12 protein-coding genes are annotated in these 15,404 nt (G+C 45.6%); 3 read left to right on the top strand and 9 right to left on the bottom strand.

All coding sequences use genetic code 11. The features are described from left to right. Positions 1 to 197: 197 nt before the first annotated feature. Complete coding sequence (gene rluC / locus AC6R00_RS20795; RefSeq protein WP_500641764.1) at positions 198 to 1,142, bottom strand: 23S rRNA pseudouridine(955/2504/2580) synthase RluC; 945 nt, start codon at positions 1,140 to 1,142, stop codon at positions 198 to 200. Positions 1,143 to 1,712: 570 nt separating this feature from the next. On the opposite strand from rluC, the gene rne reads away from it, so the two are divergent. After that, positions 1,713 to 4,664, top strand: coding sequence for a ribonuclease E (gene rne / locus AC6R00_RS20790; protein ID WP_500641763.1), 2,952 nt, complete (start codon positions 1,713 to 1,715; stop codon positions 4,662 to 4,664). A 298-nt stretch (positions 4,665 to 4,962) separates the two neighbouring features. Continuing rightward, entirely contained in the window at positions 4,963 to 6,522 is a 1,560-nt protein-coding gene (locus AC6R00_RS20785) for a SulP family inorganic anion transporter (protein WP_500641762.1), read from the top strand. Positions 6,523 to 6,573: 51 nt separating this feature from the next. Here AC6R00_RS20785 and rnd read toward each other — a convergent pair whose 3' ends face one another. The 8 genes from rnd to AC6R00_RS20745 all read right to left on the bottom strand — a co-directional run bounded on the left by rnd (position 6,574) and on the right by AC6R00_RS20745 (position 14,356). Continuing rightward, on the bottom strand, positions 6,574 to 7,689 hold the full coding sequence (rnd, locus tag AC6R00_RS20780) for a ribonuclease D (protein WP_500642216.1): 1,116 nt from the start codon (positions 7,687 to 7,689) through the stop codon (positions 6,574 to 6,576). Positions 7,690 to 7,792: 103 nt separating this feature from the next. After that, positions 7,793 to 9,481, bottom strand: a complete 1,689-nt coding sequence (gene fadD, locus AC6R00_RS20775) for a long-chain-fatty-acid--CoA ligase FadD (RefSeq protein ID WP_500641761.1) — start codon at positions 9,479 to 9,481, stop codon at positions 7,793 to 7,795. Positions 9,482 to 9,593: 112 nt separating this feature from the next. Then, on the bottom strand, positions 9,594 to 10,448 hold the full coding sequence (locus tag AC6R00_RS20770; protein ID WP_500641760.1) for an alpha/beta fold hydrolase: 855 nt from the start codon (positions 10,446 to 10,448) through the stop codon (positions 9,594 to 9,596). Then, the gene (locus AC6R00_RS20765; protein ID WP_500641759.1) at positions 10,448 to 11,002 is read right to left on the bottom strand and encodes a Slp family lipoprotein; all 555 of its coding nucleotides are present in this window, start codon (positions 11,000 to 11,002) and stop codon (positions 10,448 to 10,450) included. The genes AC6R00_RS20770 and AC6R00_RS20765 overlap by 1 nt, the downstream gene beginning before the upstream one ends. A gap of 21 nt (positions 11,003 to 11,023) precedes the next feature. After that, entirely contained in the window at positions 11,024 to 11,326 is a 303-nt protein-coding gene (locus AC6R00_RS20760) for a hypothetical protein (protein ID WP_004746527.1), read from the bottom strand. A 34-nt stretch (positions 11,327 to 11,360) separates the two neighbouring features. Continuing rightward, positions 11,361 to 12,062, bottom strand: a complete 702-nt coding sequence (tsaB, locus tag AC6R00_RS20755; protein WP_500641758.1) for a tRNA (adenosine(37)-N6)-threonylcarbamoyltransferase complex dimerization subunit type 1 TsaB — start codon at positions 12,060 to 12,062, stop codon at positions 11,361 to 11,363. Between the two features lie 84 nt (positions 12,063 to 12,146). Continuing rightward, positions 12,147 to 14,060 (bottom strand): DNA repair helicase YoaA, encoded by a 1,914-nt coding sequence (gene yoaA, locus AC6R00_RS20750; RefSeq protein ID WP_500641757.1) that lies wholly within the window; start codon positions 14,058 to 14,060, stop codon positions 12,147 to 12,149. Positions 14,061 to 14,152: 92 nt separating this feature from the next. Then, positions 14,153 to 14,356: a hypothetical protein gene (locus AC6R00_RS20745; protein WP_004746521.1), complete on the bottom strand. Its 204-nt coding sequence runs from the start codon at positions 14,354 to 14,356 to the stop codon at positions 14,153 to 14,155. A 197-nt stretch (positions 14,357 to 14,553) separates the two neighbouring features. On the opposite strand from AC6R00_RS20745, the gene purU reads away from it, so the two are divergent. Further along, on the top strand, positions 14,554 to 15,387 hold the full coding sequence (purU, locus tag AC6R00_RS20740) for a formyltetrahydrofolate deformylase (protein WP_171321097.1): 834 nt from the start codon (positions 14,554 to 14,556) through the stop codon (positions 15,385 to 15,387). Positions 15,388 to 15,404 lie beyond the last annotated feature (17 nt).

The raw sequence follows: 15,404 nt of genomic DNA, 5'->3' as shown, positions 1-15,404 counted from the left end.
AGCGAGAAGCGAGAAAAGTTTAAAGGGTTGGCACATAGCTTCAACCCATTATTTTAGTTTTAGATTATTACGCTAAAACAGAAGACAACACTGCCAGCAACTCTCGACATATTCGCCACGAAGGCATCTCGAAGGACGAAGTTCGCTCTCGATTCTCGAAACGCAGTGTTCTCGTAGGGCGCAGCCCGTTCCCATTTTTATAGCTTACGCAGCCCCGCTAGCGCTTTTTCCAACTTTGGCTCCATCGGCGCGTCAATTTCCATCCACTCATCATTTGATGGGTGTTGGAACTTAATATTAGCCGCATGAAGGAATAAGCGGTCTAAGCCAACTTTGCCCGTATAGGCATCAAATCGTCGGTCGCCATAGCGATCATCCCATGCAATTGGGTGACCCGTGTATTGGGTATGAACGCGAATTTGGTGCGTACGACCTGTAATCGGACTCGCCTGAATCAGCGTTGCATTGGCAAACTTCTCAATGATCTTAAATCTTGTTTCCGAAGGTTTACCGTTGGGGTTTACTCGCACAATACTGTTCACTTCGTTCTTAAGCAAAGGGGCGTTAACCTTTTTACAGTTCGCTTTCCATTCGCCCATCACCAGTGCAAAATAGTACTTCTGTACTGTCTTTTCACGAAACTGGGCTTGCAAATGACGCAATGCCGAACGTTTCTTTGCCACCAGTAAAATGCCAGACGTGTCTCGGTCAATACGATGCACTAATTCTAGAAACCTTGCTTGAGGGCGCAGAGCACGAAGTGCTTCAATCGCACCAAACTTTAATCCGCTACCACCGTGAACGGCGGTTCCTGAAGGTTTGTTAAGGATTAACATATGGTCATCTTCATGGATGATCATATTTTCAAGCTCTGCGACCTTATTTAGCTTGGTACTCGGTGCAACTTCTTCAGGCTTATCTTCAATAGTAACCGGTGGAATCCGGACAAGATCGCCAGCCTGGAGCTTATATTCCGCTTTTACGCGCTTTTTGTTCACTCGTACTTCGCCTTTACGCAAAATACGGTAAACCATACTTTTAGGGATACTTTTCAATTGGTTGCGTAAGAAGTTATCAATACGCTGCCCTGCCATGTCGTCGTCAATGTCGACGAGTTGGACTTTTGTTCTAATTTCACTCATGAACTTATTCTAACACTCTAAGTTGCGCAGATTCACATTTTCTTCGCAACAAAATGGAAAATTGCTCGATAAGAGTGGATTCAAATTCTGCTACGAATAAAAATCCATCAGTTTTATTACAATTTTCAAAAATATCTCTAATTAAACCTATAAAACAGTTACTTACAAAAAATAAAATCAGCTTTTTTAGCGTTTTATTATAAAGCAGATTGCTGAGTTTAGTGGGTACTGCTATAGTTCACACCTGCAATATATGATTTGGTTGCATTTTATACAAACCACCTCATATTTGAGCAATAAATTGAGTAGCCCGTTAATTTACCAAAATGCAGCACACGGCGTAAGACATTTTCGAGATTAACAAACTTGTCACCCTACTCGTCGCTCATCATGTTGAGTGTTTACCGCCGCCGATGCGGCGCACAAGCTGAACGAGAAAAGTTTGTGAGACTGAAGTGCCCCAGAGCATCCCTCCAGCCGGGAGGCTGCACCGATTAAGCCATGGGATCAGGCACCTTGAAAGCGATCGAAGTGACAAGAAAAACAAAAGAATGACAACGAGATTTATCAATGAAAAGAATGTTAATTAACGCAACTCAAAAAGAAGAGTTGCGTGTTGCTTTGGTTGATGGTCAGCGCTTATATGATTTGGATATCGAAAGCCCTGGACATGAATCTAAAAAAGCAAATATCTACAAAGGACGTATCACTCGCATCGAACCAAGCCTAGAAGCGGCTTTTGTTGACTACGGTGCAGAAAGACACGGTTTCCTCCCTCTTAAAGAAATTGCCCGCGAATACTTCCCTGAAGGTTACACCTACCAAGGCCGTCCTAGCATTAAAGAAGTGCTAACTGAAGGCCAAGAAGTAATCGTACAAGTTGAGAAAGAAGAACGTGGTAGCAAGGGCGCAGCTCTAACTACGTTTATTTCTCTTGCGGGTAGCTACCTTGTTCTTATGCCTAACAACCCTCGTGCCGGTGGTATTTCTCGCCGTATCGAAGGCGACGAGCGCACTCAACTTAAGGCAGCTCTAAGCACATTAGAACTACCTCAAGGTATGGGTTTGATCGTACGTACTGCAGGTGTTGGTAAAAGTGCCGAAGAGCTAGAGTGGGATTTAAACGTACTTCTGAACCACTGGGGCGCAATCAAGCAAGCTTCTGACTCAAACGCTGCACCTTTCTTGATTCACCAAGAAAGTAACGTGATTGTTCGTGCAATTCGTGACTACCTACGTCGCGATATTGGCGAAATCCTTATCGACAGCAACACAATTTACGAGCGCGCACTAGACCATATCCGCCTAGTTCGTCCTGATTTCGTAAGCCGTGTGAAGAAATACGATGGTGAAGTACCGCTGTTTAGCCACTACCAGATTGAAAGTCAGATCGAATCCGCGTTCCAACGCGAAGTTCGCCTGCCTTCTGGTGGTTCTATCGTTATTGACCCAACAGAAGCCCTGACTTCTATCGATATCAACTCTGCCCGTGCAACTAAGGGTGGCGATATCGAGGAAACCGCTTTAAACACCAACCTAGAAGCAGCAGAAGAAATTGCTCGTCAACTTCGCCTGCGTGACTTGGGTGGTCTGGTGGTTATTGACTTCATCGATATGACGCCAGTTCGTCACCAACGTGAAGTTGAAAATCGCTTACGTGATTCTGTTCGTATGGATCGCGCTAGAGTACAAATTGGTCGAATTTCTCGTTTTGGCCTATTAGAAATGTCTCGTCAGCGTCTAAGTCCGTCACTAGCAGAAGCGAGTCACCACATCTGTCCACGTTGTAGTGGTACTGGTGTTGTTCGTGACAACGAATCTCTGGCACTTTCTGTACTTCGCTTGATCGAAGAGGAAGCACTGAAAGACAACACAGCGCAAGTTCTTGCTGTTGTGCCTGTGCCGATTGCTTCTTACCTGCTTAACGAAAAACGTCGTTCGGTTAACCATATTGAGCGTATCCAAGAAGTTAAGATCACGGTTGTGCCAAACTCAGACATGGAAACACCGCATTTCGATGTGATTCGTGTCCGTGAAGGCGAAGAGTTCGACTTACTTTCTTACCTACTTCCTAAGAAGCTAGAAGCGATGAAGGAAGCAGAAGGTAAAGAGGTAGCGGTCGAAACTGAAGCCAAACCTAAGAAGATTGAAGAGCCAGCTCTGAAAGGCTTTGCGTCTCCAAGCAACTCTGCACCAGCGCCTGTTAAACCAGCGCCGAAAGCACCAGAGAAGAAGAAAGAATCACAAGAACCTCAAGCAGGTCTCGTAAGTCGATTCTTCAAAGCTCTAGGTGGCTTCCTATTTGGTTCTGCTAAAGAAGAAGAGAAGCAAGAAGAGCAAAAACCGAAAGAGCGCAAAGAAGGTAGCCGCAACAACCGCAATCGTCGCAACCGTAACGATAACCGCCGTCGTGGTAATCGTGACAACCGCAACGACAATCGTGAAGACAAACGCGATAACAAGCGTAAAAACACGCGTGATGAAGCAGCAACTGAAACGAAGCCTAACGAACGCAAACAGCAAAATCGCAAACCTAAGCAAGATCGCCGTAATAAGCGTGACGAAGCTAAACCTAGCAAGGTAGCTGAAGAAGGTCTTAAGTTAGCGGCTGACGCTCAGCAAGGCGATAAACCTGAAGCACGCAAAGAGCGTGCGGAAGAAAAAGCGGCAAAAGTAAAAGAGCGCCGTCAACGTCGCAAACTGTCTAAGCAGGTTCGAGTTAAAGACCAAGCTGCAAAAGCTAAAGCTGATGAAGAAGCAAAGCAAGTTGCAGTAGAAGCTAAAGCAGAAGCGGTTGAAGAAAAAGCACTGGATACTGAAGCGGATAACGCTGAAGAGCAGCCGAAACAACGCCGCAACCGTCGTTCTCCACGTCACCTACGTGCAAGTGGTCAACGTCGCCGTCGTGGTCGTGATCGCCGCCCTAACCCATTCCGCCTACGTAAAGGTGGTGTTGCATCTCCTGAAATGGCGATGGGTAAAGTGATGCCAAGTTACGGTATTACTAAACCGGCACCGAAGCAGCAATCAAAAGCTGACAAGGTAGAAGCGCCTGTAGAGACTACAGTGACTTCATTGGGTGGTTTTGCATGTCCAGAAATGGCGATGGGTAAAGTGATTGTCCGTCGTGAGCAGCCTGTCATTGAAGAACCAGTAAAAGAAACTGCAGTAGCAGCTCAACCTGAACAAGTAGAAGTACCACAAGCGGCAGTTGTCTCAGAGCCTGTTGCAGCGGTAGCTGAAACCGTTGAGCAACCAGTTCAAGCTGAAGTTAAAGTTGAAGCACCTGACGTTAAGCAGCCTACTGAAGAAGTAAAAGCTGAAACTTCAGACATTGTTGTTGCACAGAGCTTTAAAGGTCACGCGTCTGCCGCTATGGCAAAAGCGCCTGGTAGTACAGAAATGAAAGAAATCACTGTAATAGCAGCTCCGTTTAAAGCACAGCGTTACGAGTCTCGCGGCGCTGGTAGCCAAGTCGCTCGCAACCAAGCTGGTGCAGCAATGACTAAACCTCAGTTTTAGCCATTCGCTTTTCGAATAAAAACAGCCTCCTCGTGAGGCTGTTTTTTTATGTCTATTTAAAACAATTAAGTAAACACACCGTTATCACGCTGCTAGTTTTATTGAGAGCAATTATTTGTCACAAATATTAGTCAATATCTGTATCAATCTTGAACTTAATCACACTTTTCGGTAGCATGCGCCGACTCGATCTGAATTGTTATATCGACTCCCTCTGCTCTTTTACATTGCATTTTTGCCCGGTGGCGACTAAATACAATTCAGAATACTTTTAAACACTTAGCCAAACTGAGCAAATATGTTTGAATTTCCCCAATTTTCTAAACACTCTGTGAAGAACGATGTGTTGTCAGGTTTGACCGTTGCACTCGCTCTCGTCCCTGAAGCCGTCGCTTTTGCCTTCGTTGCTGGCGTTGACCCTATGGTTGGTCTGTACGCAGCATTTATTGTAGGTTTAATTACCTCAATCTTCGGTGGTCGCCCTGGTATGATTTCAGGTGCAACGGGTGCCATGGCTGTAGTTATGGTGTCACTGGTTGCTTCACATGGCGTACAGTACCTGTTTGCTGCCATCATGCTTGCCGGTATCCTTCAGGTCGCTGCAGGTATATTTAAACTGGGTAAGTTCATCCGTATCGTGCCTCATCCGGTTATGATTGGCTTCGTTAACGGCTTAGCGATCGTTATCTTCCTCGCTCAATTGGGCCAATTTAAAGCACCAGACTTAACTGGCGCATTAACATGGCTGCCAACAGACCAGATGATGCTGATGCTGGGTCTCGTTGCTTTAACCATGGCAATCATCCACTTTTTGCCTAAGTTCACGACTGCTGTACCGTCATCTCTTGTCGCTATCGTAACCGTCACTGCGCTAGTGGTTGGTTTAGATCTAGAAACTCGTACGGTGGTTGACTTCCTACGCACTATGTCCGGTGACGAGGCTGCAACACTTGCGGGTTCACTGCCTACTTTCTCTATTCCTACCGTTCCACTAACACTTGAAACGCTACAGATCATTCTTCCGTACGCGATTATTCTTGCTGCAATCGGTTTGATTGAGTCTCTATTGACTCTAACGGTGCTTGACGAAATGACTAACACTCGTGGTCAATCGAACCGCGAATGTATCGGTCAGGGCATGGCAAATATGACGTGTTCTGTGTTTGGTGCTATGGGTGGTTGTGCGATGATTGGTCAATCAATGATCAACGTAAACTCGGGTGGTCGTGGTCGTCTATCTGGTATCGTTGCCGCTGTGGCACTACTGATGTTCATCTTGTTTGCCTCTTCGTTGATCGAAATGATCCCTCTGGCAGCACTAGTAGGCGTAATGTTCATGGTCGTGATTGGTACCTTTGAGTGGGCAACATTTAAACTGGCACGCCGCGTACCAAAACAAGATTTCTTCGTTATTGTTCTAGTAACGGTAGTAACGGTTCTTACCGACCTTGCTATTGCCGTATTTGTTGGTGTTATTGCCTCTGCACTTATGTTTGCATGGCAACACGCTAAGCACATCTACGCTGATACCAGCATCAATGAAGAAGGCTCAAAAGAGTACAAAATCCATGGTCCAGTTTTCTTCGGCTCGGTTGCTAACTTCTTAGAGATCTTCGATGCACACGGAGACCCAAGCGATGTGATTGTCGATTTCGCTGATTCTCGCGTAACTGACCACTCAGCCATTGAAGCGATTGAAACACTTGCAGAGCGCTACTCAGCTCAAGGTAAGACACTTCACTTGCGCCACCTAAGTCCAGACTGTCGCAAGCTACTCGACAAAGCAGGCAGCTTAGTAGAAATTAACGTTAAAGAAGATCCAAGCTACAAGGTAGCGACTGACGTTCTAGCGGGTTAATTTGACCGAACATAAAACGGGCTTCCAATTGGAAGCCCGTTTTTTTGTTTTCTAGAGAAGCTTGTTTAGCTTTTCACCAAACAGTTCTAGTCGCCAGCTTTGCATAACATCGGGTAGCTTGGCGGGATCTCTGTCTTTTTTCCACACCCAAGTCATTAGCTGATTAAGCTGCTTCTTAGAAGCTAAGAACTCTGTGGCTAACCCGCTAGCCTGCGATGCGCGTTTTACTTCATCTTTTAGCACTTTGAATTTCTGTTTGTAACCCGGCATATCCATTAGGCGTTCAATCTTCTCTGGATACTCATCGACGGGTGTCTTCTTGGCCGATTTTACGATCGAGATAATGCGTGCGCTGTGGCGTTGTACCGAGCGATAATCCATGCCCTCTTGTTCCATCTGGCTATGGTTTTGAATACCCAAACGCGCAACAGTGAGTAGGTCGTTTTCTTTAAAGATAAAGTTAAGTGCTAAATCTCGACGTAATGCTTCTTTCAAACGCCACGTAGCTAAAGGCTTAAGAATTGAAAGCTCTTTTGGCTTGAGTTGCCAGGCGCCCTTCACATCAAGATACGCCATCTCTAGGTTGACAGTTTTAATGCGTTTGGAAGCGAGTAAATCACTCTCTTGCTGCGCGGCATCCCACCAGCCAGCTTGAGTAATTTTCTCAAACAGTTGTTCATACAATGGCTGTAAGTAGTACACATCCGCAGCTGCGTATTCGAGCTGTTTATCAGTCAGTGGTCGCGCCAACCAATCGGTACGAGACTCACTCTTATCTAGCTCAACACCTAAATAGCTTTCAACTAAAGCCGCAAAACCTGTCGATAAACCATGACCAAGGAAAGCAGCCATAAGTTGGGTGTCGACCATAGGATATGGCAAACACTCAAAGCTGTTATGGAACACTTCTAAGTCTTCACCACAGGCATGAAGCACCTTTAATACGGACGTATCTTTAAGCAGTTCAACAAACGGAGCCATATCTTCTATTACCGTTGGATCGATAAGAGAAAGATTCTGTCCATCAAAGAGCTGAATAAGACCAAGCTGCGGATAGTATGTACGGGTACGGACAAACTCTGTATCCAACATAACAACATCAGCTTGTCGTGCACTTTGACAAACGGTATCGAGCTGCGCCGTTTGAGTAATAATCTGATAATTCACTAACTTCTCACCATGAGCGATTTCTTGCGGCCATAAAAAATGCCGACTAAGTATAGTCGGCATTCTACCATCAAACACTTAACTGTGCTTAACTCTCATCGAGTTACTTTGACTTGGCTAGGTTTGCGTCGTTTTCTTCACGCAATACGCGGCGCAGGATCTTACCAACGTTGGTCTTCGGTAAGTCTTCTTTAAACTCGACAAGTTTTGGTACCTTGTAACCCGTTAAGTGTTCACGACAGTGAGCAATAATCTCTTCTTTAGTTAAGCTAGGATCGCGCTTAACTACATAAATCTTAACTAGTTCACCCGACACTTCATGTGGCTGACCGATCGCTGCCACTTCAAGGACTTTACCGTGAAGCGCGACAACATCTTCGATCTCGTTTGGATAGACGTTAAAGCCAGAAACAAGAATCATATCTTTCTTGCGATCAACAATGTGGAGCAAGCCTTCGTCGTCAAACTTAACAATATCACCCGTAGATAACCAACCCTCAGCATTGATCACCTCTTTAGTCGCTTCTGGACGCTGCCAGTAACCTTGCATAACTTGCGGACCACGTACCTGAAGTTCACCCACTTCGGTATTTGCCACTGGATTACCTTCGTCATCAACAATACGAACTTCGGTAGAAGGAACTGGCAAGCCAATTGCTCCCGTGTAGTCAGTAAGATCGTACGGGTTACCTGTAACTAATGGAGAACATTCTGTTAGCCCGTAACCTTCAAGTAAGTGAATCCCTGTGGTCTTTTTCCACTGTTCTGCGACTGCACGCTGCACAGCCATACCACCGCCCACAGAAAGTTTGAGTTTGCTGAAGTCGAGCTCTTGGAAATCTTCGTTGTTCACAAGTGCATTAAACAGGGTATTAACGCCGGTAATTGCCGTAAACGGGTATTTCTGTAGCTCTTTAATAAAGCCAGGAATATCACGAGGGTTAGTGATCAGCAGGTTCTGCCCACCCATCTCAATAAACAGCAAACAGTTTACCGTCAGTGCAAACACATGGTAGAGCGGTAATGCAGTAACAACCAGTTCACGACCTTCAGATAAAACAGGGCCATAAGCGCCTTTTGCTTGTAAAACGTTAGCAATCATATTGCGATGAGTCAGAATAGCGCCTTTTGCGACCCCTGTTGTGCCACCGGTATACTGCAAGAAGGCGATATCATCACCAGACATGAAAGGCTTTACATACTGTAGACGACGACCATTGTGAAGTGCCTTACGCATGGAGATTGCGCCAGGTAGGTCATACTTAGGCACCATGCCTTTAACATACTTAACGACGAAGTCGACCAAGGTCCCTTTTGCACGAGGCAACATCTGCCCTAGACTGGTTAACACCACATGCTTAACAGGCGTGTTATCAACAACTTGCTCAAGCGTATTGGCAAAATTCGATACTATAACAATCGCTTTTGCGCCGGAGTCATTTAGCTGATGCTCTAGCTCACGCGGGGTGTATAGCGGGTTCACGTTGACCGCAATTAAACCTGCACGTAGCACACCAAACAAGGCAACTGGATATTGCAGCAGGTTAGGCATCATCAAAGCGACACGATCACCCTTTTGTAACTTCAGTTCATTTTGCAAGTAAGCTGCAAACGCTCGGCTACGCTCTTCCAGTTTGCGAAATGTCATCACCGAGCCCATGTTCATAAAAGCAGGCTGGTCGGCATACTTTTGAACTGACTGTTCAAACATTTCCACTAATGATGGGTATTGATCTGGGTCGATATGCTCTGGCACATCTTCTGGATAGCGTGATAACCAAGGTTTATCCACGGTAAAACTCCTCGAAATTAACTGGCTGTCATCTGAGTGAAAAGCTCTATTTTCAACGTCGTCTATTACAGCACAGGCGAAGCCCTTGAGCACGAAAGTCTCAAACACTTGTTTAAATTTTGTTAACTAAACCAAAAATTAGGTTAGATACTCTAGAAGGAGCTTGCAGATGACAGTGATGACCCCCTTCGATCATCTCAAAATGAGTGGAATCTGAAGCATCATGCTGAAAAGACTGCAAATAAGAAAAACCTTCGTCACCAAGGATGACAAGTTGCGGGCAAGTCACTTGTTGGCGAAAAGACTCGGCATGTTCAAATGACATTCGATAAAGAGACTGGCTTTGCAGCTTTACATCGTGCCGCCATATCCAGCCAGACTGATGAGATTCAAGCCCACGCAGTATAATTGGAGCAATTAACTCAGAATCTATCTGATTTACCTTTGCTCGCCTCTCTATCGCTTCTTGTTCGGACAACATAACGCGAGTTGGCTTTCTACGAATTCTTTGACGACTCAGCACGCCTTCTCTTAAACGAGAAACCGTATCTTGCGCTTTTTCAGCCAAAGGTCCGTATCCTTCTATCTGAACCAAGCCACTGACTTGTTCAGGAAAGGCGGCACTATAGCAACTTGCAATCAAAGCACCAAGAGAATGCCCTACTAGCACCAGTCTGTTTGGTGATAAGTTAGCCAAAAACTGATAAACATCGTCAATATAGTCGTGAAAAGGATAGAAATTACTGGCTTCCTTGTGACTAGAAAGGCCGTGACCCGGTAAATCGATTGCGCATAAATGACAATCGGGATTGAGAGCGTGAAGAGCGGCCATCACGGATTCAAAACTCGCCGCGTTATCTAACCAGCCATGCAAAAAAACGACCGAAAGTTCGGCCGTTTCACTGCATCCATATTCGATGGTTGCGATATGTCCATTAAGGATCTCGCGTTTTCGTTCGTCGCGCATTACTTCACTTCTTGAATCACTTTGCCCTGTCTGGTTCCATAACGAACATCGCTACAGTAGAGACCGCGACAAGGATAGAGGTAGCTGTCGAAATCATGAACTATGATACGCTCTTCAATACGCCACAAATGAAAGCCACTCGCCTTCATCACTGGGAAATCATAAGAATAGTCACCAACTTTACCTTGCTCTCGGCCTTGGCTTTTTCCAAGCAACGAGATAAGACGTCCCTCAGACAATGTCACTGGATCAGCAAAACCGTCGACATAGGCGACAAAACGGCCTTGTGGCTCTTGGTTGATATCTGGTTTGCCCACAGAGTTTATCGGCAGATTAACCACTTCTATGCGGGTTTGATCTTTGAGATTCTTTACATCAGCGATCAGTCCACCAAGTCTTACTTCAGCGTTGGCTTGAGCCTCTGGTTGCCACTCTTGATAACGGGTGACAACATCTGGGTTTTCGGTTTTGAGGTTTTCAGGTAAAGAACTGCAAGCGGAAAGCAAAACTACGCTAGCCAGCGCACACAAAAAGCGAAAAGGTCGTTGAGTCATAACGTCACACAAAGTCTTAATTTAGATATAGATATCGACACCCAGCAGCTGTGAAAGTTCCTCGCGCTTAGCTTGGTTCATCACGTCCATATACTCTTCCATCGCTTTACGGCTGCGGCCTTCAGGAAGATCATATTGGACTTGCGCCTTATGAATCTCAGACTCATTGACATGACGGATAGAATGCGCCACCGCGTTAGCCACCTTAGTAGGTTGGCTAACCGCAGCTTTATCGCCAGATTTTTTAACCTCGTTCTTCTTATTGGCTTTGTTGGCCCTATTTGGTCCAGGAACCGAAGGAGGTAATCCGTTGATTGATACCATACTTTCCGCTTATGCCTTATTTATCCTGTATGAACTACTCTCTACCTGGTAGTTTTTTCCAAGCAACCGTATCACGCAGATAGACTGGGCTCGCCTCTTCCGCATCAACCGTATTGCCTTTCAATAGTTCAAACTTCGCCAGTTGAACAATGTCTTCCGCGTCTGGGAATAAAACATCACTCTTCTCTGTCGTAAATTTTACGCCAGCAAGTTGTTCTGTATACGCATCCCAACCTGTACCTGCCGTCAACCATTGCTGGTCATCCGCGGCGCTGTTGTCCGAAACTAATTGAGGGGGAGTGACACATTCAGCATCTACAGCATGCCAAGTGCCATCTTCTTGACGAGTAAAACGTCCCCAGTAAACCTCACTCATTCGCGCGTCAATCGCTGTCGCGACATGGCTTACACCGTGTTTTCGGTATACACCTTGTGCCATTGCTTCCAACGTAGACACGCCAATCATTGGTAAATCTGCACCGAACGCTAAACCCTGTGCAATACCAATGCCAATTCGAACACCAGTAAAACTGCCAGGACCGCGACCAAATGCGAGCGCGTCCAAATCAGTAAGCTTAACCCCAGCTTCTTTTAGTACTTCATCCACCATCGGCAGTACTTTTTTAGTGTGGTCTCTAGGTGCAACTTCACTGCGCACGTAAACTTTATCGTTAACTAAAAGAGCAACAGAACAGTTCTCGGTTGCTGTATCTAGAGCAAGGATCTTTACACTCATTGATATCTCTGGTTATTCGTTTGTATTGGTTGTCAGCTTGTGGGAACAAACGGCTCAAGCGAGTCGTTAGCTTGTCACAAACCATCATTGATTATGTTCGAGAAAATCCTGCACCAAAGCTAAGTCTCGGGTACGAGGTATCGGTGGTAAACTCGCTAGGAAAACGCCACCGTATTCACGGGTCACTAATCGATTATCGCAGATAATCAGTGCACCTTTATCGTTCTTATCTCGAATGAGTCGCCCTACTCCCTGCTTCAAAGTGATGACCGCATCTGGAATTTGAACCTGAGAGAACGGGTCACCGCCTTTAAGCTGACAATCTTCAATTCGCGCCTTTAACAGCGGGTCATCAGGAGCAGTAAACGGTAATTTGTCGATGATAACACAGCTCAGCGCATCACCTCTAACATCAATCCCTTCCCAAAACGCCCCCGTCGCAACAAGCAAAGCATTACCTAGTTCCATAAACTCAGCGAGGGTTTTCTGTTTGCTGGTTTCCCCTTGCATCAATACAGGAACGCTTAAGCGCTCTCTAAATCTTTCTCCTAGCTCTTTCATCATGCTGTGGGAAGTACAAAGGAAAAAACAGCGTCCTTGGTTTTGCTCAATCACTGGCGTCAGCATATTAACCAGTTTATCCGCCATACCCGGACTATTAGGCTCTGGGAGATACCTTGGCACACATAAGCGCGCTTGAGTTTGATAGTCAAAAGGGCTTGGCAGTGACATTTGTGCCTGAGGTTTTAAACCTAAACGAGACGTAAAATGGCCGAAGTCATCATTCACAGCAAGCGTCGCCGAAGTAAATACCCAAGCCCCCTGCTTTAACTCAATCTGTTCGTGGAACTTATCGGCAACCGTAAGCGGCGTAATGTGTAAGGTGAAATGGCGCGGTGTTGTTTCGTACCAGTATGAATATCCTGTAATGGAGACGTCACATACTCTATCTAGTCGTGCCTTAATGGTATTGGCTCTTTCAAAAGCGCTATCGAGTAACTGGCTACGACCAAGAGCGAGTTTGACTACTTCAATAACAAAATCGAGCGAGTCTTCTAGGCGTCGTAACTCACGCCCGATAGATGGAGAAGTGACCGCCTCACGCCAATTGCCACGAAATCCAGGCTCTCCCAGTACGATTCTCAAGTCCATTGCGGTTTGATAAAGCTTCTCTCCCGCTTTTTGCAATTGACGCATGTCTTTTGCTTCCGTGCGATAAGCAATTTCAATATCTTTGCATAACTCTTGAATCTGGCGGCTAGACAGCGACTGACCGAAGTACTGGCTGGCAATATCCGGGAGCTGGTGCGCTTCGTCGAAAACAAACACTTCAGCTTCAGGAATCAACTCACCAAAGCCGGTTTCTTTAATCGCTAGATCGGCAAGAAACAAGTGGTGGTTGACCACAACTACATCAGCGTCCATCGCCTTTTTTCTCGCTTTAAGCACAAAGCAATCTTGGTAGCTCGGGCAATCCTTACCTAGGCAGTTGTCGTTGGTTGAGGTAATGGTTGGAATAACCGGACTGTCTTCAGCAATGGCATCACAATCACCAAGGTCACCAGTTTTTGTTTCTGACGACCAACTGCGCACCTTTACCAATTGACTTAGCAATGTCGGATCCGCGCTTTGATGGTGGCTTTCAACCATCTGGCGACTCAAACGGTCTAAACAAAGGTAGTTTGCGCGACCTTTCAATAACGCGACCTGACCGTAAAAACCTAACGCATTGGTCATTAACGGCAAATCACGGTGAAACAGTTGTTCTTGGAGGTTTTTCGAGCCCGTGCTGATGATGGTTTTCTTACCACTTAACAAAGCTGGCACTAGATAGGCAAAGGTTTTACCTGTCCCTGTTCCGGCTTCAACGACCACCTGACTTTGGCTTTTGATTGCACTTGCCACCGCTTCAGCCATATCGAGCTGAGCTTGACGCGGTTGAAAGCCAGGTATTGCTTTACCTAGCGCTCCCTCAGAGGAGAAGGTCTTTGAAATCATGCACAACAGAGAGTTAACAAAGGGGGGAGAGATTATGGCAGTTTTTGCACCAAGGCGCGAATGAGATTTTCGCGCCTAAGCAGCCTCAGATATTAGCGTTTATTGAGGTAACGGTTTAACCAAGCAGGTCCAGAAAAGCCATCTTGTTGGTCATCCATCATGGCACGTGCAGCTTCACTTGGGGAGGCACGGTTTTCCCACATTTCATCTAAGATTTCTTCGTCTAGTTCTTTTCCGCCAGTTAAGGCGCTTACTCGTTCAGAATACAATTTACGGGCTAGTAGCTCTTTATCCATACATACCACCTAAAAGACACGCTAAGAGAACAAACACTCTTCAAATAACCTCAGCCAATCGGTTAACTCAGATTAATTGTTGAAACCAACTCGATATTAGTTTAATTGTAGCTTCAATACTGCGGGTGAGCTCACCGTTCGGTTGCCCGTAAAAATTTCACAATACAAAAAAAATAATTCACGGAAGTTTGAACCTAATGGAAAAGAAAACACTACTGACACACTGCACTGACGCCCCTGGTCTTATTTCAAAGATCACCAACATTTGTTACAAACACCAACTCAATATTATTCACAACAACGAGTTCGTAGATAACACAAGCGGTCACTTCTTTATGCGTACCGAGCTTGAAGGTTACTTCAATGATCAGACCTTTTTAGCTGACCTCGACCAAGCTTTACCTGAAGGTGCTAAGCGTAAATTGATTGGTTCAAATCGCAAACGAGTCGTCATTCTTGTCACCAAAGAGGCACACTGCTTGGGTGACATCTTGATGAAAAACTATGACGGCAGCTTGGATGTCGAAATCGCTGCTGTCGTGGGTAACTACGACACTTTACAAAGCCTAACTGAGAAATTTGATATCCCTTATCACCACGTTTCTCATGAAGGATTGAATCGTGAAGAGCACGAGAAGAAAATGCTGGAAGTCATCGACCAGTACCAAGCGGACTACTTAGTTCTTGCTAAATACATGCGCGTATTGACGCCATCATTTGTCGAGAAGTACCACCATAAGATTATTAATATTCACCATAGTTTCTTGCCTGCTTTCATTGGTGCTAAACCATACCAGCAAGCTTATGAGCGCGGTGTAAAGATCATTGGTGCCACAGCACACTTTGTAACTAACGATCTCGATGAAGGCCCAATCATCAAGCAAGACGTTATTCCTGTTGATCATAACTTTAGCGCCCAAGATATGGCACAAGCGGGCCGTGACGTTGAAAAGAACGTATTGAGCAAAGCTCTCAACAAAGTGCTCAATGATCACGTCTTTGTTTACGGCAATAAGACCGTAATCCTTTAAGACGCACAGATACGAAA

The sequence above is a fragment of the Vibrio sp. R10-SF1-ISO8 genome (assembly GCF_059833805.1).
The sequence above is the reverse complement of the archived record's forward strand: the minus strand, read 5'-3'. Positions and strand labels throughout refer to the sequence as shown.

Excerpts from the sequence above, each read along its gene's own strand:
- purU (WP_171321097.1), top strand. The coding sequence starts at position 14,554 with ATGGAAAAGAAAACACTACTGACACACTGCACTGACGCCCCTGGTCTT.
- AC6R00_RS20770 (WP_500641760.1), bottom strand. The coding sequence starts at position 10,448 with ATGCGCGACGAACGAAAACGCGAGATCCTTAATGGACATATCGCAACC.
- AC6R00_RS20760 (WP_004746527.1), bottom strand. The coding sequence starts at position 11,326 with ATGGTATCAATCAACGGATTACCTCCTTCGGTTCCTGGACCAAATAGG.
- AC6R00_RS20765 (WP_500641759.1), bottom strand. The coding sequence starts at position 11,002 with ATGACTCAACGACCTTTTCGCTTTTTGTGTGCGCTGGCTAGCGTAGTT.
- AC6R00_RS20745 (WP_004746521.1), bottom strand. The coding sequence starts at position 14,356 with ATGGATAAAGAGCTACTAGCCCGTAAATTGTATTCTGAACGAGTAAGC.
- rne (WP_500641763.1), top strand. The coding sequence starts at position 1,713 with ATGAAAAGAATGTTAATTAACGCAACTCAAAAAGAAGAGTTGCGTGTT.
- tsaB (WP_500641758.1), bottom strand. The coding sequence starts at position 12,062 with ATGAGTGTAAAGATCCTTGCTCTAGATACAGCAACCGAGAACTGTTCT.
- rluC (WP_500641764.1), bottom strand. The coding sequence starts at position 1,142 with ATGAGTGAAATTAGAACAAAAGTCCAACTCGTCGACATTGACGACGAC.
- yoaA (WP_500641757.1), bottom strand. The coding sequence starts at position 14,060 with ATGATTTCAAAGACCTTCTCCTCTGAGGGAGCGCTAGGTAAAGCAATA.
- AC6R00_RS20785 (WP_500641762.1), top strand. The coding sequence starts at position 4,963 with ATGTTTGAATTTCCCCAATTTTCTAAACACTCTGTGAAGAACGATGTG.